The sequence below is a fragment of the Limimaricola sp. genome, assembly GCF_016125575.1.
In the GTDB taxonomy this organism is placed as follows: domain Bacteria; phylum Pseudomonadota; class Alphaproteobacteria; order Rhodobacterales; family Rhodobacteraceae; genus WGLM01.
This window is the reverse complement of sequence record NZ_WGLM01000001.1, coordinates 111411-131720: the sequence shown is the minus strand read 5'-3', so window position 1 is coordinate 131720 and position 20310 is coordinate 111411. Positions and strand designations below refer to the sequence as shown.

Below are 20310 nucleotides of genomic sequence, written 5' to 3'. Positions count from 1 at the left end.
CGTGGCGGCCGCCTCAGGCGGCCGACGCGCCCAGCACGTCGGCAGCCCGAACGGTAAACCTTTCGCCTGCGTCTTCCAGTTCGAGATAGCGAACCAGTCGCCGGCCCTGTGCTAGCGTCAGCCCGGCGGCACCTTCCCGGCACGCCAACAGCGCGCCGTGATTGCCGAAGATTACTTGTGGCCGCGCAAAGCGCAGCATCACGATGTCGATCCGCGCGGGGGGCATCACCCGTGCGATGCCTCGAAACCCGTCCAGCGCGGCTGCGGGCACGGTGCAGAAGGGCTCGCCCAGCGCCGCCTCGGCGGTGTCGCTTTCCAGCATCACCGGCTGGTCGGACGTTAGCAGCAGCGCCTCGCGATTGTTCAGCGCACCCGGCGGGGCCAGCAGCGGCCAGAGGCGGGCGGGCGGCCTTGGCCCTGCCGTCATGATCGACCGGCGCGCGACGCCGCTGACCGGGACCATCCCGTTATCCAGCGTCAGCACATCGTCACCCGGCGCAATATCCACCACCCGGCACCAGCCATGCGCGGTGGCCACCTGCGTCCCGGCGACAAGCCCTGCCGTCTCGTCACTCAGCGCCAGTGTGGTGGCATCGGCGAACGCCGCTGGTCGCGCGAAACGCCATTGCGTGTCATCCCAGGCAATCATCGAATGGTCCTCCCGGATGGGCCGGTATCGGCTGCCCTTCCCCTGCGTTAACCACACCACTGGGCGGGGGCCCGAAATTGGGGCGCAACAGGGCAAGATTGCGGCATTGGCGCGGCATCGGACCCAGAACCGCACAACCGGGGCGATTGCGCCCCACAGCGGAGACAATCAATCCCTAGGATCGAACGCGTATCCGAATCGCGCAATGTCGGTGGCCGCGATTCGTGCCAGCAGTGCGGCGTCCTCGTCCGAATAGAATCCGCGCCAGTCTCGCACCCGGTCGGAGACATTGATCCGCTCCATCTCGGGCAAGAAACCGATCTTGGCCGCGAGGCGCGGCAGGTCTTCCTCCAGCCGTTCCAACCGCAGATAAAGCGTGGCCCGCTCCACTCCGGCGGCATCGGTCAGGTAGCTGGAATAGGGCGTGGCCGTCAGGCTGGCCACCGTCGCGGGATGGTTCAGGAAGGCGCTGAAATCCAGCGCCTTGGCACGCGCCACCGCCGGATGGGCAAAGTCCTGCGCCCGCAGCCAGTGATAGTAGCTGACCACCCGGTCCCAAGGATTGCGCACCAGCGTGAAGATACAGAAGTCGGCCATCTCCTCGGGCGTCACCAGCCCGGCAATATCGGACAGCGTCGAATGCTTCCACAGCCGCCCCGCCGCCTGCAGCCCCTTCAGCCGGTGCCGCCGCCGCCGGGCCTTGGGCGTGTCGCCAATCAGGATGTCGTCGGGGCCCACCCGCGCCTCCAGCGCCTGCGTCAGCGCGGTGCCCCCGGTCTTGGGGATATGCACGAAGATGTAGCGCCGTGCGCGCGAGACGATCATTCGACAACGGCCGCCGCGCGCACGGGCACCGGGTCGGCGCTGCGCAACGCGATGATGATGCCCGCCAGCATGATCATGGCGATCCCAAGGCTTGCCAGCGCATCGGGCACCTCGCCCCACAGCACGATCGCCCAAAGCGTCGCGAAAACGAGAAGCGTGTTCTCGAACACCGCGACGAAGGTCGCATCCGCCATCTGGTAGGCGCGGATCGACAGACCCACGCCTACGACTGACCCCACGCCCTGCACCACGATCATCGCAAGGTAGATGCCCGCGGGCCAGACCCAGCCCCGCGTCAGAAATCCGTCGCCCCCCGGCGCCACCGGCAGCGGATGCAGCGCCAGCACGGCCACCCCCAGCGCGCCCCAGATCATCATCGCGCCGAAGAAACCCGCCAGCAGGCTGAACGTGCCCTCGCCGTGGCACCAGCGGCGCGTCGCGATGTTGCCCAGCGCGTAGGCCGCCCCGGCCAGCGCCGGAACGCCCGACCAAAGCGTCAGCGCGCCGGCATCCGGACGCAGCACCAGCACGATACCGGCAAACCCCAGCAGCACCGCCAAGATGCGCCGCGGCCCCACCCGTTCGCGAAAGAGGACGACCGAGAAGATCACCACGAAGATCGGCGCGGTGAACAGCCCCGCCACGACCTGCGCGATCGGCATGAAGCCGAGACAGCCGAAATAGATCACCATCGCGATCGAGTTCAGCAGGCTGCGCAGCGCGACCCGTCCCGTATGCAACGGCCGCAGCCGCGCGCCGGTGGCCAAGGCGGCCGGCACAAGCAGCAGCAGCGCCAGCGCCGAGCGCAGCATGTGGAACTGCCACAACCCGCCTTCGGCGGCCGCCAGCCGGATGAAGTTGTCGATCAGGCCGAACAGCGCCATCGCGGCAAGGACCAGCACCGCGGCAAGGCCCGGACGGTTGACGGTGCTGTGCATCGGCGGGCCACTCCGGTCTTTGGGACGTTGTATCGCGCGGGTTTTGGGCGCTACTCTCGCCCGGCAACGATACTGCGGGGAGGGCAGGCGATGGGATGGTTGGCAGACGAAACGGGCCTTGACAAGTGCGTGGCCAACCACGTGCCGCTGACGCCGCTCAGCCACCTGGCCCGCGCCGCGCAGGTGTTCCGCGATCGCGAGGCGCTGGTCTATGGCAGCACGCGCCTGACCTACGCCGAATACCACGCCCGCGTCAGCCGACTGGCCAGCGCGCTGAACCTTGCCGGGGTCCAGCCGGGCGACGTGGTGGCAACCCTGCTGCCCAACGTGCCCGCGCAGGCCGAGGCGACCTTCGGCGTGCCAGCCTGCGGCGCGGTCCTGAACACCATCAACACCCGGCTCGATGTCGATACGGTGGCCTACATCTTCGATCATGGCGGCGCCAAGGTGGTGCTGACCGACAGTCAGTTCCTGCCCCTGACCCTTGCCGCCGTGACCCAGATGGAGGGGCCGGCCCCCCGGATCATCGAGGTACCCGACGCCGAGGCCGGCGTGACCGCCAGCGGCGAGCATGAGACCTACGAGGAATTCCTTGCCACTGGCGATCCGGGTTTTCCGTGGATCATGCCTCAGGACGAATGGGAAAGCCTTGCGCTGAACTATACCTCTGGCACGACCGGCCGGCCCAAGGGCGTGGTCTATCACCATCGCGGTGCCTACCTGATGACGATGGGCACGCCTGTGTCATGGCGCATGGTGCTGCACCCGCGTTACCTGACTATCGTGCCGCTTTTCCACTGCAACGGCTGGAACCACACCTGGATGATCCCGCTGCTGGGCGGCACCGTCGTCTGCTGCCGCGAGATTACCGCCAAGGCGATCTATGATGCGATCGCCGACGAGGGGGTCACGCATTTCGGCGGGGCGCCGATCGTGCTGAACATGATCGTCAATGCCAAGCCCGAGGCGCGGCGCCACTTCCACCACGTTGTCGAGGTCTTTACCGCCGGCGCGCCGCCCGCCGCGGCAACACTGGCCGCCATCGGCAAGCTCGGCTTCAATGTCACGCAGGTTTATGGCCTGACTGAAACCTACGGCCACGTCACCGAATGCGTCTGGAACGCCGAATGGGACGCGCTGCCCGAACCCGAACAGGCCGCGATCAAGGCGCGCCAGGGCGTGGCCTTCCCGATGATGGAAGAGGTCGCCGTGGTCGATGCCCAGATGATGCCCGTCGCCATGGACGGCGCCACGCAGGGCGAGATCGTGATGCGCGGCAACTGCGTGATGAAGGGCTATCTCAAGAACCCGGAGGCCACCGCCAAGGCGTTCAAGGGCGGCGCCTTCCATTCCGAGGACCTCGCCCATATCCACCCCGACGGCTACATCCAGATTTCCGACCGGGCCAAGGACATCATCATCTCGGGCGGCGAGAACATCAGCTCGGTCGAGGTCGAGGGCGCGCTGATGCACCATCCCGCCGTCAGCCTTTGCGCCGTGGTGGCGATGCCCGACGAGAAATGGGGCGAGGTGCCCTGCGCCTTCGTCGAACTAAAGGAGGGGCACGCGGCCGACGAGGGGATCCTGATCGCCTTCGCCCGCGACCGCATCGCGCATTACAAGGCGCCCAAGCGCGTTGTGTTCCGCGAATTGCCGAAAACCTCGACTGGCAAGATCCAGAAGTTCGAATTGCGCGTGCTGGCGCGGGCGATGGTCCAGTCCGGCTAGGCGCCGCGATTGCGCGCTACCCTTCTGCGGGCCCTGCCGTTATCATGTCGCAAAATGGCAGGGCAGGCCGAACCGGGACATGACCGCACTTGCGCAATATCAGCGGCTGGAATGCGTCGGCATCTGGCGTGCTGCGCCCGGTGACGACCGGCAGGAGGTGGTGCTTTCATTCGGTGACGCCACCCTTGTCATCGCCGATGGCAGCGGTCTGCCGCTGGCGCATTGGTCGCTGCCCGCGATCCGGCGCCTCAACCCCGGGACACGGCCCGCCCTTTTCGCCCCCGGCCCCGATGAAGGCGAAGAGCTTGAAGTCGCCGATGACTTGATGATTGACGCCGTCGAGACGGTGCGTCGCGCCGTGCTGCGTCGCAGGCCTCGACCGCCAAGGCTGCGACGGGTCATGCTTGGTCTCAGCATTGCCGGGTGCCTTGCTCTTGCCGTCTTCTGGCTGCCCGATGCGCTGGTGGGTCAGACGCTGAAACTGGTGCCACAGGTCAAACGGGCCGAGATCGGCATGAGCCTTCTGGGCCTGATCCAGCAGAAGGCCGGCCCCACCTGTCGCAACCCGCTGGGCACCGCCGCGCTGTCGCGTCTGCGCGTGCGGGTGCTGGGGAGCGACAGCCCGGTCCGCGTCGTGGTGACGCCTGCCGCGCTGTCCGGCGCACTGGTCCTGCCCGGCGCGGTGGTGATGGTGCCGCGCGACCTTGTCGAGCGGCAGGATGACCCCGCTGTCCTTGCCGGTTACCTGCTGGCCGCCGTCACCGCCCGCGGTGCGGCCGATCCTTTGGGTGCGGTGCTCCGCGATGCAGGGCTGCCGGCGACGTTGCAACTTCTGGGCACCGGCGACCTGCCGTCAGGGGCACTGACGCATTATGCAGGCGCCGTCCTGACCGCGCCGCGGCCCGCGCCGGGCACCTCCGCTCTGCTGCAGGCGATGGCCACCGCCAAGGTGCCCGCGTCGCCTTATGCCCGCGCCGCAAAGCCCGGCAATGCCGAAGCCTTGATTGCAGGCGATCCTGCGACGGGCGCTGATTTTCCGCCTGTCCTGTCGGATGCAGACTGGGTGGCGCTTCAGGGCATCTGCCAGCCCTGATCGTCTGCCTCAGCGACGCACGTAGGCGTCGCTGAAACCGCTACCGCGCACCAGCTGCAACGCCGTGGCCAGCGTCTGGGCATTGGCGAAGGGGCCGGCCATCACGACGGTCAGGCTGCGCCCGCCCTGCGTCACGCGGCCGGTCGCGGCGGGCAAGCCCATCGCCATCAGGCGCGCTGCCGTGCCTTGCGCGTTGGACGGCTGACCGAAGGTGCCCACCTGAACATAGCCTCCCGACGCCGCGCCAGTCGCTGCGGCCAAGCTGACTGCGCCGCCAGATGTTCCGGTCGCAACCGGAACCAGGGCCGCGGGCTGCGGGCCGCGATGCGGGTTCAGCCGGTCATCTGTCCACGCCGTGCGGTAACCCTGCGGAGGCGTGGGGATCGTCGCGGCCTCGGCTGCCGTTACCGCGGGGTTCGAGGCGGGTACGACGGACTGGTTGAACAGCCCGTAGCGCTCGGTCGGCGGAGCAGAGCGCGGGCCTGCCGGCGCGGCGCTGGCCTGCCGCTGTCCCGGGCAGACCACCCACTCATGCGTGTCGGCATAGACAAAGACATGGCCTGCAGCGATCGCGGCACAGACTTCGGCGGCCACGCGGCGCGTGCCGCCAGCGGACCTTACCTGAACTGTCTGGCCAGAGGCGCCATAGGTCACCACCCGCCCCGTCGGAGCCAGAACGACGCCCGGCGCCTCAAGGCCCATGGGCGCGCCATAGGTCGGCTTGGCCGGGCCCAACGGCACCGGCGCCTGTGCGGGCGCCGAGGCGACACCGGCCGGGGCCGGCGCTGCGGGGGACATCGCGGCAGCGCCCGGCGCCATCGGCGCCGAAGGGGCTACCGCCGTCATCGTACCGCCCGTCATCGTGCGGGCCGGTTCGGTTCCCGGCAGCGTTGCGCCGGACATCGCGGTGCTGCCGCCAACTGTCGCGCCCGACTGGGTGATGACGGTCGTCGGCGAAGCGGCGACGCCGGTCTGCGTTTGTTGTTGCGGTGCCGCACTGGCCACGGCGGTGGGCGCGGCCGGGCGCGGCGCCAAAGAGGGCATCAGCCCGCACATCTGGCTGCGATCCGCCTTCAGTCGCGGAACCCAGTTGGTGTTCCCACCGATGCCGGCACGGATATAGGCACAGCCGGTGCTGTCGACATACTGGTTTGCGGCGTAACTGTTCGGCGGCACCTCGGCCGGCCCCGAAGATTGCGCCAAGGCCACCTGACCCGAGGCGGCGACAAGAAAAGTGGCCGTCACGGCCAGCCCGAAGCGTGTCATCATATCCCCCACAGATATTGTGGAAAGGATGGAGGACACACTTCTCAATGTAAAGGAATACTTAGCCTATCTGGTGCCGTACATCCGGTCGCCCGCATCCCCTAGGCCCGGTACAATATAGCCATGATCATTGAGATGGCTGTCGATCGCAGCCGTCACGATTGGCACGTCGGGATGGGCCTCCTGCATCCGGGCAACGCCCTCGGGCGCGGCGAGCAGGCACAGGAATCGCAGGTTGGTGGCGCCTGCCTCCTTCAGCAGGTCGATCGCGGCGACCGAGGAATTGCCAGTGGCCAGCATCGGGTCCACCACGATGGTCATGCGGTCCTCCAGCTGGGAGGGCACCTTGAAGTAATATTGCACCGGCCGCAGCGTCTCGGGGTCGCGATAAAGGCCGACAAAGCCCACCCGGGCGGCCGGCACCAATTCAAGGATCCCGTCCAGCAGACCGTTGCCCGCCCGCAGGATCGAGATCAGCGCCAGCTTCTTGCCCTCGATCATCGGCGCGTCCATTTCGCACAGGGGTGTTTCGATCCGGGTCGACGTCATCGGCAGGTTGCGCGTCACCTCGTAGGCCAGAAGCAGGCTGATCTCGCGCAGAAGCCGGCGGAACGAGGCGGTCGAGGTATCCTTCTCGCGCATCAGCGTCAGCTTGTGCTGCACCAGCGGGTGGTCGACGACGGTTACCATCTCGGTCATGCGGCGGGCTCCAGTTTCTTGGCGATACGCTCTTTCGTTTCGGCGTCGCAGAAGGCCGCGTCAAGGGCCGTGCGGTTCAGCGCGCGCAATTCCTCCTCTTCCCAGCCGAAGGTTTCGGCCAGCATGTCGAACTCGCTCGTCATGGTGGTGCCGAAAAATGGCGGATCATCGGTCGAGACGGTCACCTTCACGCCCGCGTCGCGCAGCCGCGCAATGGGGTGCGCCTTCCACGCGGCCACAGCGCCCAGAAACACGTTCGACCCCGGGCATACCTCCAGCACCACGCCCTCTTCGGCGAGACGCGCGACCAGCGCGGGGTCCTTCGCGGCGTTGATGCCGTGGCCGATCCGCTCGGGCCGCAGGTCGCGCAGGGTGTCGGCCACCATGTCCGGCCCACCCCATTCGCCCGCGTGGCAGGTGATCCGCAGACCCGCCTCGCGCGCCATGTCAAAGCTGTAGGCGAAGTCGCCCGGACGGCCCATCAGCTCGGCCCCCGCCATGCCGAACCCGGTCAGGAACCGCCCCTTGGTCTCGGCCGCACAACGCGCGGCGGATTTCGCCTGTTCGGGGCCGTTGTGACGGATGCAGGTGACGATCCCGCGCAGGGTGATACCCAACTTGCGCTCGGCCTCGTCGGCGGCATCCTCGATCGCGGCCAGGTAGTCGCGCCAGGCAAACACGTCGCCCCCGCCGCAGAAATCGGGCGACAGGAAGGTTTCGGAATAGACCACGCCATTGGCGGCACTTTCCTCCAGCACCGCCAGCGTCAGGCGGCGGAAATCCTCGGGGCCCTGCAGGGTGGTGCAGGCGGCCTCGTAGACCTGCAGGAAATGGTCGAAATCGCGGTAGGCATAGCCGCCCTCGGGCGTGAAGATGCCGGCGATGTCGATCTTTTTCTCGCGCGCCAGCCCGCGGATGAAGGCCGGCGGCGCGCCGCCTTCAAGGTGCAGGTGCAGTTCGATTTTCGGCAGGGAACGGTAGGTCAAAGGAAGCTCTTTCCGGGGCCCTCGGACGGCACCCCAAGGTGGGCGGCGACGGAGGCCGCGACATCGGTGAAGGCCAGCTGGCCCAGCGTGCGGGGGCCGATCCCGTGAACCAGCACCGGCACCCGCTCGCGCGTGTGGTCGGTGCCGGTCCACGTGGGATCGTTGCCGTGATCGGCGGTGACGACCAGCAGGTCATCGGCGCGCAGGCGCCGCAGCAGTGCGGCCAGTTCCGCGTCGAACCATTCCAGATGACGCGCATAGCCCGCGACATCGCGCCGGTGGCCGTATTCGCTGTCGAACTCGACGAAATTGGCGAAGGTCAGCGAGCCGTCGGGCGCCTCCGCCACCAGGTCGCCCAGATGCCCCATCAGCGCCGCATCGCGCCCCTTGCGCACCTCGTCGATGCCCCGCATCGAGAAGATGTCGCCGATCTTGCCGATCGCCTGCACCTTGCGCCCCGCGCCCTGCACCCAGTCGCACAGCGTCGGCGCAGGCGGCGCGATGGCATAGTCGTGGCGGTTGGCGGTGCGGGTGAACCCCGCTTCGGCCGAACCCAGGAAGGGCCGCGCGATCACCCGGCCGATCTTCATCGCGTGCAGCCGTGGCGCGATGGCCGTGCAGAGCGTCAGCAGCCGCTCCAACCCGAACGCTTCTTCATGCGCGGCGATCTGGAACACGCTGTCGGCAGAGGTGTAGCAGATGGGCCAGCCGGTTTCGACGTGCCGCGCGCCCTCCTCGGCCAGGATGACGGTGCCCGACGCGTGGCGGTTGCCCAGGATCCCGTCCGTCCCGGCCAGACGGCAGACCTCGGCCACCAGATCGGGCGGAAAGCAGGGCTGCGTGTCTGGGAAAGTTGCCCAGTCCCAGGGCACCGGGACGCCGGCCAGTTCCCAGTGGCCCGAGGGCGTGTCCTTGCCGCGCGACACCTCCGTCGCCGCACCCCAAGCGCCGGTGGGCGCGGCCCCAAGGCCGGGGGCATCCATCCCCGAGGCCAGCCGCAGCGCCGCGCCCAGGCCCAGCGCATCCAGCGTGGGCAGGTGCAACGGGCCGCTGCGCCCCGTCCCGGCCCGGCCCGCGGCACATTCCGCCGCGATATGGCCGACCGTGTTGGCCCCGGTATCGGGCCGGGTGCCATTGAAATACTGTGCGGCATCGGGCGCACCACCGATGCCGACTGAATCGATCACAACGAGAAAAGCACGCGCCATCAGCCGATCCTTTCGCGGACCAGCGGCTGATTGGCGGGTGCCTCACCCAACCGCACTGCCGCCTGCACTGCCTTCACCGCCGCGGCGGCCTGTCCTGCGTCGCGGGCATGGACCAACGCCAGCGCATCGCCGGTCACCACTGAAGTACCGATCGGCAGGACCTCGGTCACCCCGACCGCCGGGTCGATCCGGTCGGTCTCGATCCGCCGGCCACCGCCAAGGGCGACGACGGCCAGCCCCAGCGCCTCGCCGTCAATCGCGGCGACATGGCCAGCGCCGGGCGCCGGCACCGGCACCACGACCGGGGCCTTGGGCAGGTGCGTGCGCCAGTCGGCCTCCATGTCGGGCGGGCCGCCAAGGGCCGCGACCATGCGCGCGAAACGCTCCATCGCGCGGCCATCGTCAAGGGTCGCGGCGATCCGCGCCGCGCCCGCGGCCTCCTCCTCGCCCGCCAGCGCCAGAAGGCGCCCGCCCAGCGCCACTGTCAGGTCGTAAAGGCGCGGGGCGGCGGCGCGGTCGCCCGCCAGCACCTCCATGCACAGCGCGACCTCCACCGCGTTGCCCAGCGCGGGCGCCAGCGGTTCGTCCATGTCGGTGATCAGCGCGGCGGTGGGGCAGCCAGCGCCATTGGCCGCCTCGACCAGCGAGCGGGCCAGCGCCGTCGCATCTTCGTCCGTCTTCATGAACGCGCCGCTGCCCGCCTTCACGTCCAGCACCAGCCCCTGCAACCCCGCCGCCAGCTTCTTCGACAGGATGGAGGCGGTGATCAGATCGATGCTTTCCACCGTCGCCGTGACATCGCGCACGGCGTAAAGCCGGCGGTCGGCGGGGGCGATGCGTGCAGTCGCGCCCACCACGGCGCAGCCGACCTCGGCCACCACGCGGCGCAACTGATCCTCGGGGATCTGCGCCACGACGCCGGGGATCGCCTCCATCTTGTCCAGCGTGCCGCCGGTATGACCCAGCCCGCGGCCCGAGATCATCGGCACGAAGACCCCGCAGGCCGCCAGCGCCGGGGCCAAGAGCAGCGACACGCAATCGCCCACGCCGCCGGTCGAATGCTTGTCCATCACCGGGCCCGGCAGGTCCCAGCGCAGCACATCGCCCGAATCGCGCATCGCCAAAGTCAGGTCCACACGCGCCCCGGTTTCCAGCCCGTTGAGCAGAACCGCCATCGCAAAGGCGCCCGCCTGTGCGTCGCTGACCGTGCCATCAGCAAGACCGGCAGCGAACCAGCGCAACTCGGCCGCCTCGGGCGCCCGCTTGTCACGCAACTTTGCGATGATGGCGCGGGCATCCATCGCTCAGGTCCGCGACATGTGGTCGTTTGAAAAGACCCCGGGCAGCAGCGCCCCGATGGTGGTTTCCAGCGTCGCGCCGTCCGTGGTGGCCAGCGTCACTTTCACGTCGGCTTTGCCGAACTCGGCCAGTTTCTGGCGACAACCGCCGCAGGGGCTGACCGGGCTGGGGCTGTCGGCGATCACGGCCACCTCGACGATCTCCAGATCGCCCCCCGCCACCATCGCGGCGATGGCCCCCGCTTCGGCGCAGGTGCCTTCGGGATAAGCCACGTTCTCGACATTGCAGCCGGCATAGATGGTGCCAGATGCGGTCCGGATCGCGGCGCCAACCTTGAAGCGGGAATAGGGCACATAGGCCCTCTCGCGCACGCCGCGCGCGGTATCGAGAAGGGTCATGACATCTCCGGTTTTGACCATTTGGTGAAATCTAAAGGGCAGTGTGCGGGGAAGGCAAGCGTGGTGCAGCGGGATGCCGCTGTCCGGCCTGAAGTTGCCGCAACACTCCGAGCCCGGTCAATCACCCTTAAGAAACTTTAATAACAAAGCCAGTTACTTATAGAGCTTCCCGATGGGGACACCGGTTCAGGGTGCGTCTGCGACCTCTGTCGCGAAGCGCCCCGGCAAGCTGACTTCCAGCAGTTCGATATCGTCGGAGGGGGCGGCATAGCGTGTCCGCATCCCCGGCGGGATGACGAAGGCATCGCCCGCGGTCAGGTCGAACGGGTCCTTCCCCTCGCCCTCCAGCCGCATCGTACCCGCCATCACAAAGGTGAACAGGATGTCCGCCTCGTGCCGCGTCCAGACCGGCGCGCCCGGCCCGCGCTTCATCACCATCACCCCGGCCACGTCACGGGTATTGGCGGCGATCGTGGTATCGCGCACGACAAAGCCCGGCAGGCGCGCCGGCGCAAAGGCCGCCCCCTTGGCCACGTTATGCACGAAACGCTGGCCCTGCCATTCCCGGTCGGGCCGCAGGTGCGGCGTGGGCAGCGTCATCACGTGGTCGATCTCGGTCACATGCTCGGCCGGCACGCCGATCTCGATCACCTCGATACCGTCGCTGGCCTCCAGCACGCGGTGGCGGATCTCGGGCGGCTGGATAAAACAGTCGCCCGCCGTCAGACGGATCGGCAGGCCCTGGTCTTCGTAAACAACGTCGACCCAGCCCGCGACGCAGAAGATCAGCTGGAAGCCCACCTTGTGGAAATGCACCATGTCGGGCACCGGCCCGCCGTCGGGAATGCGGATGTGACTGGCAATGATCGCGCCGCCCAGCCGGCTTGGCACCAGGTCGCGGTAATGCATTCCGGCCCGCCCGATCACCCATGGCGCCTGATCGGCCAGCCGCCGTACGACAAAGGCATGTTCGGTCGGCGGCAGCACCAGTGGCGGGTTCAGCGGCAGCACGCTGACCTTCGTGCCACCCGGCGCGGTCAGTTCCGACTGACCCCCGGCGAAATCGGCATCATCCGTCAGAATGTTGAGATGCCCCGGCGCGTCCTCATTCTGTTCCAACCGCACACGCAGCCCGTGGCCCGACCAGACCGCAACCGAGGGGTTGTCGGCCGGATAGATCATGTCCATCCGCATCCCCAGCACCTTGCCGAAGAACGGCAGATCGGCGCGCAGGTCGGTGGTGGGCAGGCGCACTTCGGCGCGGATATCGGCAGTCTTGTTCATGGCGGCGATGTTGGCCACGCGCCTGCAGGATTTGCAAGCCTGCTGCGAAAGTGCTTAATCGCAACGACTGCTTCCGCGCGAAGCATGAATTGGTTTAACGTTAAACCATCTGCCGGGAGGGCTGTGTGTGACCGAACCGACCAAGGACAGCAACCGCGAAAGCCTGCGGCAGGCGGCGCTGGACTATCACCGCTTTCCCAAGCCCGGCAAACTGGAGATCCGCGCCACCAAGCCACTGGCCAACGGCCGCGATCTCAGCCGCGCCTATTCGCCCGGCGTGGCCGAAGCCTGCCTTGAGATCAAGCGCGAGCCCGACACGGCCCGCGACTATACCGCGCGCGGCAACATGGTGGGCGTCGTCACCAACGGCACTGCTGTACTGGGCCTTGGTAACATCGGCGCGCTCGCCTCCAAGCCGGTGATGGAGGGCAAGGCGGTTCTCTTCAAGAAATTCGCCAATATCGACTGTTTCGACATCGAGCTGAACGAACCTGACCCGGTGAAACTGGCCGAGATCGTCTGTGCGCTGGAACCCACCTTCGGCGCGATCAACCTCGAGGATATCAAGGCGCCCGACTGCTTCATCGTCGAGGAATTGTGCCGCCAGCGGATGAAGATCCCTGTTTTCCACGACGACCAGCACGGCACCGCCATCGTGGTCGGCGCCGCGGCCACCAACGCGCTGCGCGTGGCAGGCAAGCAGTTCGAGGACATCAAGGTCGTCAGCACAGGCGGCGGCGCGGCGGGCATCGCCTGCCTCAACATGCTGCTGAAGCTTGGCGTGAAGCGCGAAAACGTCTTTCTCTGCGACCTGCAGGGGCTTGTCCACGCCGGGCGCGAGGCCGACATGACCCCGCAAAAGGCGGACTACGCGCAAGGCACCACGCCGGCCACCCTCGAAGAGGTGATCGAGGGCGCCGACCTCTTCCTTGGCCTTTCGGGCCCCGGCGTGCTGACCGGCGCGATGGTCGCGAAGATGGCCAAACGCCCGATCATCTTCGCGCTGGCCAATCCCACGCCCGAGATCACGCCCGAGGATGCGCGCGCGGCCGCCTCCGACGCGATCATTGCCACCGGGCGCAGCGACTATCCCAACCAGGTCAACAACGTTCTCTGCTTTCCCTTCATCTTTCGCGGCGCACTCGACGTCGGCGCGACCACGATCAACGACGAGATGAAGATCGCCTGCATCGAGGGGATCGCGGCCCTCGCCCGCGCCACGACCAGCGCCGAGGCGGCCGCGGCCTATCGCGGCGAACAGCTGACCTTCGGGGCCGATTACCTGATCCCCAAACCCTTCGATCCGCGGCTGATGGGCGTCGTCGCCTGCGCCGTGGCCAAGGCCGCGATGGACAGCGGCGTCGCCACCCGCCCGATCCCTGACATGGTGGCCTACAAGGCGAAACTCGACGGGTCGGTCTTCAAATCCGCCCTGATCATGCGGCCCGTCTTCGAAGCCGCCCGCAGCGCTACCCGCCGCATCGTCTTTGCCGAGGGCGAGGATGAACGGGTGCTGCGCGCCGCACAGGCGATCATGGAAGAGACCACCGAAACGCCAATCCTGATTGGCCGCCCCGGCGTCATCGCGGCGCGTTGCGAACGCGCGGGCCTGAAGATCCGGCCGCTGACCGATTTCCAGATCGTCGACCCAGAGGACGACCCGAGGTACCGCGATTACTGGGGCACTTATCATGAGTTGATGGCGCGCCACGGTGTGACCCCGGACATCGCCAAGGCGATCATGCGCACCAACACAACCGCCATCGGCGCTGTCATGGTGCATCGTGACGAGGCCGACAGCCTGATCTGCGGCACCTTCGGGCAATACCTATGGCACCTCAATTACGTAGGCCAGATCCTTGGACGCAGCGGGTTGCACCCCGTCGGTGCACTCAGCCTGATGATCCTTGAAGACGGGCCGCTCTTCATCGCCGATACGCAGGTTCATCCCGAACCCACGCCGGAACAGATTGCCGAAACCGTCATCGCGACGGCGCGCCATGTCCGCCGTTTTGGCCTGCAGCCCAAGATCGCGCTGTGCTCGCACAGCCAGTTTGGAAATCTTGATTGCGATACCGGGCGCAGGATGCGCGCCGCGCTTGCCATCCTCGACGCGGCCCCGCGTGATTTCATCTACGAGGGCGAGATGCATGCCGACAGCGCGCTTGATGCCGAACTGCGCAGCCGCATCTTCCCCGACTCGCGGCTGGAAGGGACCGCCAACGCGCTGATCTTCGCCAATTCCGATGCCGCCTCTGGCGTGCGCAACATCCTCAAGATGAAGGGCGGCGGCCTTGAGGTGGGGCCAATCCTGATGGGCATGGGCAACCGTGCCCATATCGTCACCCCCTCAATCACGGCGCGTGGCCTTCTGAACATGTCAGCACTGGCCGGCACGCCGGTTGCACATTACGGCTGACAGTCAGGCGCTAACATTCTTGCCCATCGCCACGCCCGCGCGTAACACCATGTCGCAAAGGGAGGAAATGCGATGGGCTACCGCGAGGTTTACGAGGGCTGGAAGGCCGATCCGGAAGGCTTCTGGATGGAGGCCGCCAAGGCCATCGACTGGGACGTGTTTCCCTCGCGTGCGCTGAACGACAGCCGCGCGCCCTTCTACGAATGGTTCACCGACGGCATGGTCAACACCTGCTGGAACGCGCTTGACCGGCATGTCGGCGCCGGGCGCGGCAACCAGGTGGCGATTATCCATGACAGCCCGCTGACCGGCACGGTGCACAAGATCACCTATGCCGAAATGCTGGTGCGCGTGGCGCAACTGGCGGGCGCGCTGAAGGCGCGCGGCGTGGGCAAGGGCGACCGCGTCATCATCTATATGCCGATGGTGCCGGAGGCGATCGAGGCGATGCTGGCCTGTGCGCGGCTGGGGGCGATCCATTCGGTCGTCTTCGGCGGATTTGCCGCGCATGAACTGGCCGTGCGCATCGACGATGCCCAGCCAAAGGCAATCCTTGCGGCCTCCTGCGGGTTAGAGCCCGGCCGGGTCGTACATTACAAACCGCTGCTCGACGGCGCGATGGCGCAGGCAAAACACAAGCCCGACTTCTGCGTGATCCTTCAGCGTGAACAGGAAGTGGCCAAGCTGACCCCGGGCCGCGACCTTGACTGGCACGAATTCCAGTATGGCGTTGAACCGGCGGACTGCGTACCGGTCGAAGGCAATCACCCCGCCTACGTGCTTTATACGTCCGGCACCACCGGCGCGCCCAAGGGCGTGGTGCGGCCCACGGGCGGGCACCTCGTGGCGCTGCACTGGACGATGAAAAACGTCTACAACGTCAACCCCGGCGAGGTGTTCTGGGCCGCCTCCGACGTGGGCTGGGTCGTTGGCCACAGCTATATCGCCTATGGCCCGCTGATCCACGGCAACACCACCATCGTCTTCGAGGGCAAGCCGGTGGGCACGCCCGACGCGGGTACCTTCTGGCGCGTCATATCAGAGCACAAGGTGCGCAGCTTCTTCACCGCGCCCACCGCCTTCCGCGCGATCAAGCGCGACGATCCCAAGGCGGAGCTGATCAAGAACTATGACATCTCCTGCCTGCGCGCGCTTTACCTCGCCGGAGAACGGGCCGACCCCGACACCATCATATGGGCCCAGAACGCGCTGAAGGTGCCCGTGATCGACCACTGGTGGCAGACCGAAAGCGGCTTTCCGATGGTTGCCAACCCGCTCGGGATCGAGGAACTGCCGGTCAAGATCGGCTCACCTTCCGTGGCGCTGCCGGGCTTCGAGATCGACATCCTCGACGAGGCCGGTCACAAACTGCCGCCCGACACGCTGGGCGCCGTGGCGATCCGTCTGCCGCTTGCGCCCGGAACGCTTTCGACGCTGTGGAACGCGGAAGAGCGGTTCAAGAAAAGCTACCTCACCACCTTCCCCGGCTATTACGAGACGGGCGATGCCGGCATGATCGACGAGGACGGTTACCTCTACATCATGGCCCGCACCGACGACGTCATCAACGTGGCCGGCCACCGCCTGTCGACCGGCGCGATGGAAGAGGTGCTGGCCGGCCACGAAGACGTGGCCGAATGCGCGGTGATCGGCGTCGCGGACGAGTTGAAGGGCCAGTTGCCGCTGGGTTTCCTTTGTCTGAACAAGGGATGCAATCGCCCGCACGAGGAAATCGTGCGCGAGGAAGTTGCCCGCGTGCGCAACCAGATCGGCCCCGTTGCGGCGTTCAAGCTGGCCTGCGTGGTCGACCGGCTGCCGAAAACCCGCTCAGGCAAGATCTTGCGTGGCACCATGGTCAAGATCGCCAATGGCGAGCCGTTCAAGATGCCCGCGACAATCGACGACCCGGCGATCCTTGACGAGATTCGCACGGCGCTCAAGCCGATGGGCTACGCCAAGGACTGAAGGGGCCTCTCCCCCTTCAACTTGCCCCAAATACTCCCGCCGGAGGCATTGGTCGCGCGTCCGCGCGGCCGATCAGGAGAACTGCTCCTGAATCAGCCTCTCTTCCAGCCCATGGCCGGGATCGAAAAGGATGGCATGGGTCACCGCCGGTTCCGACCGGATCTCGACGCTGGCCACGTTGCGCACCGACTTGCCGTCGGCATCCGACATCACCGGGCGGCGCTCGGCCTCGATCACATCGAAACGTACCACCGCGGTTTTCGGCAGCAGCGCACCACGCCAGCGCCGCGGCCGGAAGGCGGCCACCGCCGTCAGTGCCAGCACCTCGGCACCGATTGGCAGGATCGGCCCGTGGGCGGAATAGTTGTAGGCGGTGGAACCTGCCGGGGTGGACACCATCACCCCGTCGCAGACCAGCTCTTCCAGCCGCAGCTTGCCATCGACCGAAATCCGCAACTTGGCCGCTTGCGGACCCGCGCGCAGCAGGCTGACCTCGTTGATGGCCAGCGCATGGTGCACAGATCCGTCGACGCAGACCGTTGTCGCGGTCAGCGGGTTGATCACCGCTTCTTCCGCCGCGGCCAGCCGCTGGGGCAGATCATCCTCGTGGTAGTCGTTCATCAGGAAGCCCACGGTTCCGCGGTTCATTCCATAAACCGGCGCGGGCAGACCTTGGGTGGCATGCAACGTCTGCAGCATGAAACCGTCACCGCCCAGCGCCACGATGATCTCGGCCTCGGACAGCGGTGCTTGCCCGTAAAGCTGCGCCAGACGGCCAAGCGCCTCCTGCGCGATCGGTGCGTCGCTGGCCACGAAGGCGATCTTGCGCGTCACGTCATCCGCCTCCCTTGGGCCCGGTCTCCCGCGGCCGAGTGTTGGCCTGCCCGGACCGGAAACGCAAGCCAACTGCACCCCTGCCGGACTTGCCGCCAAACGACGCGGGCCGGTCGCATTGAGGGGTTTCCCGTCGGCCTGCGTCGCTCTATGTAGCTTGGCGATCACGTCCCTCCACTTTCTCCGCGCAAGAGGACATTTCATGACCGACGCTGCCCGCGACTCCGGATTTTTCACCGAAGCCCTCGCCACCCGCGACCCAGAGATTGCCGCCGCCATCGGCTCTGAGCTGGGCCGTCAGCGCCACGAGATCGAGTTGATCGCCTCCGAGAACATCGTCTCGGCCGCGGTCATGCAGGCGCAGGGCAGCGTGATGACCAACAAGTACGCCGAGGGTTACCCGGGACGGCGCTATTACGGCGGCTGCCAATTTGTCGACGTGGCCGAAAACCTCGCCATCGAGCGTGCCAAGGCGCTGTTCGGCTGTGGCTTCGCCAACGTGCAGCCGAACTCGGGGAGCCAGGCCAACCAGGGCGTCTATACTGCGCTCTTGCAGCCCGGCGACACGATCCTGGGGATGAGCCTTGATGCCGGCGGCCACCTGACCCACGGCGCCAAGCCCAACCAGTCGGGCAAATGGTTCAACGCCATCCAGTATGGCGTGCGCCAGCAGGACAGCCAGATCGACTATGACCAGATCGCCGCTCTGACAGCCGAGCATCAGCCGAAAATGATCATTGCAGGCGGCTCGGCCATTCCGCGGGTGATCGACTTTGCGACGATGCGCGAGATTGCCGACAGCGTCGGCGCCTACCTGGTCGCCGATATCGCTCACTTTGCCGGGCTGGTTGCGGCGGGCCTCTACCCCTCGCCCTTCCCGCACGCCCATGTCGCCACCACCACCACGCACAAGACGCTGCGCGGCCCCCGCGGCGGCATGATCCTGACCAATGACGAAGAGATCGCCAAGAAGGTGAACTCGGCCATCTTCCCCGGCATCCAGGGCGGCCCGCTGATGCATGTCATCGCCGCCAAGGCCGTGGCTTTCGGCGAGGCGCTGCGGCCCGAATTCAAGACCTACCAGGCGCAGGTGATCAGGAATGCCCAGGCGCTGGCCGACCAGTTGATGAAGGGCGGGCTCGACATTGTCACCGGTGGCACCGACTGCCACCTGATGCTGGTGGACCTGCGGCCCAAGGGCGTGAAGGGCAACGCGACCGAAAAGGCACTCGGCCGTGCGCATATCACCTGCAACAAGAACGGCATCCCCTTCGACACCGAAAAACCAACGATTACCTCAGGCGTGCGCCTTGGCACCCCCGCCGGGACGACGCGCGGCTTCGGCGAGGCCGAGTTCCGCCAGATCGGCGACTGGATCGTCGAGGTGGTCGATGGCCTTGCCGCCAATGGCGAGGATGGCAATGCCGAGGTCGAGGCCGCGGTGAAAGCCAAGGTCGAGGCGCTTTGCGCCCGCTTTCCGATCTATCCGGGGCTTTGAGGCGTCAGATCAGCTGGCGCCAGTAAAGCAGCGCCAGCACACCCGCGCCCAGTAGCATCAGGTTGAACACAACGCCCGTCGCGATGCCGTAAAGGCGCGCGGCGCGGCGCGCCTTCGGGTCGATCTGCCGCAGGTGCGCAATCAGGTCGCGTGCGGCCCGCTGGGCACGGGCATGGTCAAGCTGCCGTGCCAACCGCGGATTGTTCACCAGCACCTTGGCCTGCACCAGGTATTCGCCGCCGCGCCGCAGGTTGCGCGGCAACCGCCGTCCGGCCCGCCGCAACTGCTGAGCCAAGCTGCGGCCGCGAACGCCCAGCTTCTTGGCGATCAGGCGGCGGATCTCGTCGATCAGGCTTTGCAGTTCCGGTGCGTCCATGGCGATGAACCTAACCGGGCCGCCCCTGCCCGATCAATGGTGCTGGAACCCGGCGCTAGGAACGTTAAGTTGGCGGCCATGTTGCAGACCATCCTTCACGGCACCCCGACCGACCGCCCGCCCCTCTTGATCGCGCACGGCCTTTTCGGCTCGGGCCGCAACTGGGGCGTCATCGCCAAGCGCCTGTCCGACAGCCGGCAGGTCATCGCGGTGGACATGCGCAACCACGGCGCCAGCCCCTGGTCAGACAGCCATACCTATCCCGACATGGCCGCCGATCTGGCCGAGGTGATTGCCGCGCATGGCGGCCGGGCCGACGTGCTGGGCCATTCGATGGGCGGCAAGGCGGCGATGGTGCTGGCCCTCACCCAGCCCGAGGCGGTCTCGCGCCTGATCGTCGCCGACATCGCGCCGGTGGCCTATAGCCATACCCAGGCTGACAAGATCGCCGCGATGCGGCAGGTGGACCTTGCCCATGTGCCCGACCGTGCGACAGCGGAGGCGCAGCTTGGCCCGCTGGAGCCGGGGTTGGCCGCCTTCTTTCTGCAAAGCCTCGACATGAAGGAACGGCGGTGGCGGCTGAACCTCGACGCGCTCGAAGCGAACATGGGGCCGATTCTTGATTTTCCCGATGTCGCGGGACAATTCACAGGGCCCACGCTGTTCCTGACCGGGGCCGCCTCGGACTATGTGCGCGCCGAATCCCGCGACAGGATCCGCGCATTGTTCCCCAGGGCGCGCTTCGCCAAGATCCCCGGCGCGGGCCACTGGCTGCATGCCGAGAAGCCGCGCGAGTTCGAGGCCGCGGTGCGCGCCTTTCTCGACATGGCCGAGGCCGGCTGAGG

General features: G+C 67.1%; 18 protein-coding genes. 6 read left to right on the top strand and 12 right to left on the bottom strand.

Annotation, left to right across the window (positions count from 1 at the left end; genetic code table 11):
- Nucleotides 1–13: 13 nt before the first annotated feature.
- The 3 genes from GC146_RS00790 to GC146_RS00780 form a co-directional block, all read right to left on the bottom strand.
- Complete coding sequence (locus tag GC146_RS00790; protein ID WP_291832987.1) at nucleotides 14–649, bottom strand: Hint domain-containing protein; 636 nt, start codon at nucleotides 647–649, stop codon at nucleotides 14–16.
- 168 nt (nucleotides 650–817) lie between these two features.
- Nucleotides 818–1474: a sulfotransferase family 2 domain-containing protein gene (locus tag GC146_RS00785; protein ID WP_291832984.1), complete on the bottom strand. Its 657-nt coding sequence runs from the start codon at nucleotides 1472–1474 to the stop codon at nucleotides 818–820.
- Nucleotides 1471–2412 (bottom strand): DMT family transporter, encoded by a 942-nt coding sequence (locus GC146_RS00780; RefSeq protein ID WP_291832981.1) that lies wholly within the window; start codon nucleotides 2410–2412, stop codon nucleotides 1471–1473. Before GC146_RS00780 ends, GC146_RS00785 begins: the two co-directional genes overlap by 4 nt.
- A gap of 90 nt (nucleotides 2413–2502) precedes the next feature.
- On the opposite strand from GC146_RS00780, the gene GC146_RS00775 reads away from it, so the two are divergent.
- Both GC146_RS00775 and GC146_RS00770 read left to right on the top strand, forming a co-directional pair.
- Nucleotides 2503–4140: an AMP-binding protein gene (locus GC146_RS00775; RefSeq protein ID WP_291832979.1), complete on the top strand. Its 1638-nt coding sequence runs from the start codon at nucleotides 2503–2505 to the stop codon at nucleotides 4138–4140.
- Nucleotides 4141–4219: 79 nt separating this feature from the next.
- Nucleotides 4220–5233, top strand: a complete 1014-nt coding sequence (locus tag GC146_RS00770; protein ID WP_291832976.1) for a hypothetical protein — start codon at nucleotides 4220–4222, stop codon at nucleotides 5231–5233.
- Nucleotides 5234–5242: 9 nt separating this feature from the next.
- On the opposite strand, the gene GC146_RS00765 is transcribed toward GC146_RS00770, so the two are convergent.
- The 7 genes from GC146_RS00765 to GC146_RS00735 form a co-directional block, all read right to left on the bottom strand.
- Nucleotides 5243–6502 (bottom strand): SPOR domain-containing protein, encoded by a 1260-nt coding sequence (locus GC146_RS00765; RefSeq protein WP_291832973.1) that lies wholly within the window; start codon nucleotides 6500–6502, stop codon nucleotides 5243–5245.
- Nucleotides 6503–6565: 63 nt separating this feature from the next.
- Complete coding sequence (upp, locus tag GC146_RS00760) at nucleotides 6566–7198, bottom strand: uracil phosphoribosyltransferase (protein WP_291832971.1); 633 nt, start codon at nucleotides 7196–7198, stop codon at nucleotides 6566–6568.
- Nucleotides 7195–8184: an adenosine deaminase gene (locus tag GC146_RS00755; RefSeq protein ID WP_291832969.1), complete on the bottom strand. Its 990-nt coding sequence runs from the start codon at nucleotides 8182–8184 to the stop codon at nucleotides 7195–7197. Before GC146_RS00755 ends, upp begins: the two co-directional genes overlap by 4 nt.
- Nucleotides 8181–9392: a phosphopentomutase gene (locus tag GC146_RS00750; protein WP_291832966.1), complete on the bottom strand. Its 1212-nt coding sequence runs from the start codon at nucleotides 9390–9392 to the stop codon at nucleotides 8181–8183. Before GC146_RS00750 ends, GC146_RS00755 begins: the two co-directional genes overlap by 4 nt.
- Nucleotides 9392–10693, bottom strand: a complete 1302-nt coding sequence (locus tag GC146_RS00745; protein ID WP_291832963.1) for a thymidine phosphorylase — start codon at nucleotides 10691–10693, stop codon at nucleotides 9392–9394. The genes GC146_RS00750 and GC146_RS00745 overlap by 1 nt, the downstream gene beginning before the upstream one ends.
- Before the next feature lie 3 nt (nucleotides 10694–10696).
- Nucleotides 10697–11089: a cytidine deaminase gene (locus tag GC146_RS00740; RefSeq protein ID WP_291832960.1), complete on the bottom strand. Its 393-nt coding sequence runs from the start codon at nucleotides 11087–11089 to the stop codon at nucleotides 10697–10699.
- A gap of 186 nt (nucleotides 11090–11275) precedes the next feature.
- Nucleotides 11276–12373 carry a cupin domain-containing protein gene (locus GC146_RS00735; RefSeq protein WP_291832957.1) on the bottom strand — a complete coding sequence of 366 codons (1098 nt, stop codon included), beginning with the start codon at nucleotides 12371–12373 and terminating at the stop codon, nucleotides 11276–11278.
- A gap of 127 nt (nucleotides 12374–12500) precedes the next feature.
- On the opposite strand from GC146_RS00735, the gene GC146_RS00730 reads away from it, so the two are divergent.
- Together GC146_RS00730 and GC146_RS00725 are read left to right on the top strand one after the other, a co-directional pair.
- The gene (locus GC146_RS00730; protein ID WP_291832954.1) at nucleotides 12501–14792 is read left to right on the top strand and encodes an NADP-dependent malic enzyme; all 2292 of its coding nucleotides are present in this window, start codon (nucleotides 12501–12503) and stop codon (nucleotides 14790–14792) included.
- A 72-nt stretch (nucleotides 14793–14864) separates the two neighbouring features.
- A complete protein-coding gene (locus GC146_RS00725; protein WP_291832951.1) occupies nucleotides 14865–16757 on the top strand; it encodes a propionyl-CoA synthetase in 1893 nt (630 codons plus the stop codon).
- 72 nt (nucleotides 16758–16829) lie between these two features.
- Here GC146_RS00725 and GC146_RS00720 read toward each other — a convergent pair whose 3' ends face one another.
- The gene (locus GC146_RS00720) at nucleotides 16830–17591 is read right to left on the bottom strand and encodes an NAD kinase (protein ID WP_291832948.1); all 762 of its coding nucleotides are present in this window, start codon (nucleotides 17589–17591) and stop codon (nucleotides 16830–16832) included.
- 202 nt (nucleotides 17592–17793) lie between these two features.
- Here GC146_RS00720 and glyA point away from each other — a divergent pair, with 202 nt between their 5' ends.
- Nucleotides 17794–19089 carry a serine hydroxymethyltransferase gene (gene glyA / locus GC146_RS00715; protein WP_291832946.1) on the top strand — a complete coding sequence of 432 codons (1296 nt, stop codon included), beginning with the start codon at nucleotides 17794–17796 and terminating at the stop codon, nucleotides 19087–19089.
- 4 nt (nucleotides 19090–19093) lie between these two features.
- Here glyA and GC146_RS00710 read toward each other — a convergent pair whose 3' ends face one another.
- Nucleotides 19094–19465, bottom strand: a complete 372-nt coding sequence (locus GC146_RS00710) for a hypothetical protein (RefSeq protein WP_291832943.1) — start codon at nucleotides 19463–19465, stop codon at nucleotides 19094–19096.
- A 78-nt stretch (nucleotides 19466–19543) separates the two neighbouring features.
- Between GC146_RS00710 and GC146_RS00705 the strand changes: the two genes are divergently transcribed.
- Nucleotides 19544–20308, top strand: a complete 765-nt coding sequence (locus GC146_RS00705) for an alpha/beta fold hydrolase (RefSeq protein WP_291832940.1) — start codon at nucleotides 19544–19546, stop codon at nucleotides 20306–20308.
- Nucleotides 20309–20310: the final 2 nt, after the last annotated feature.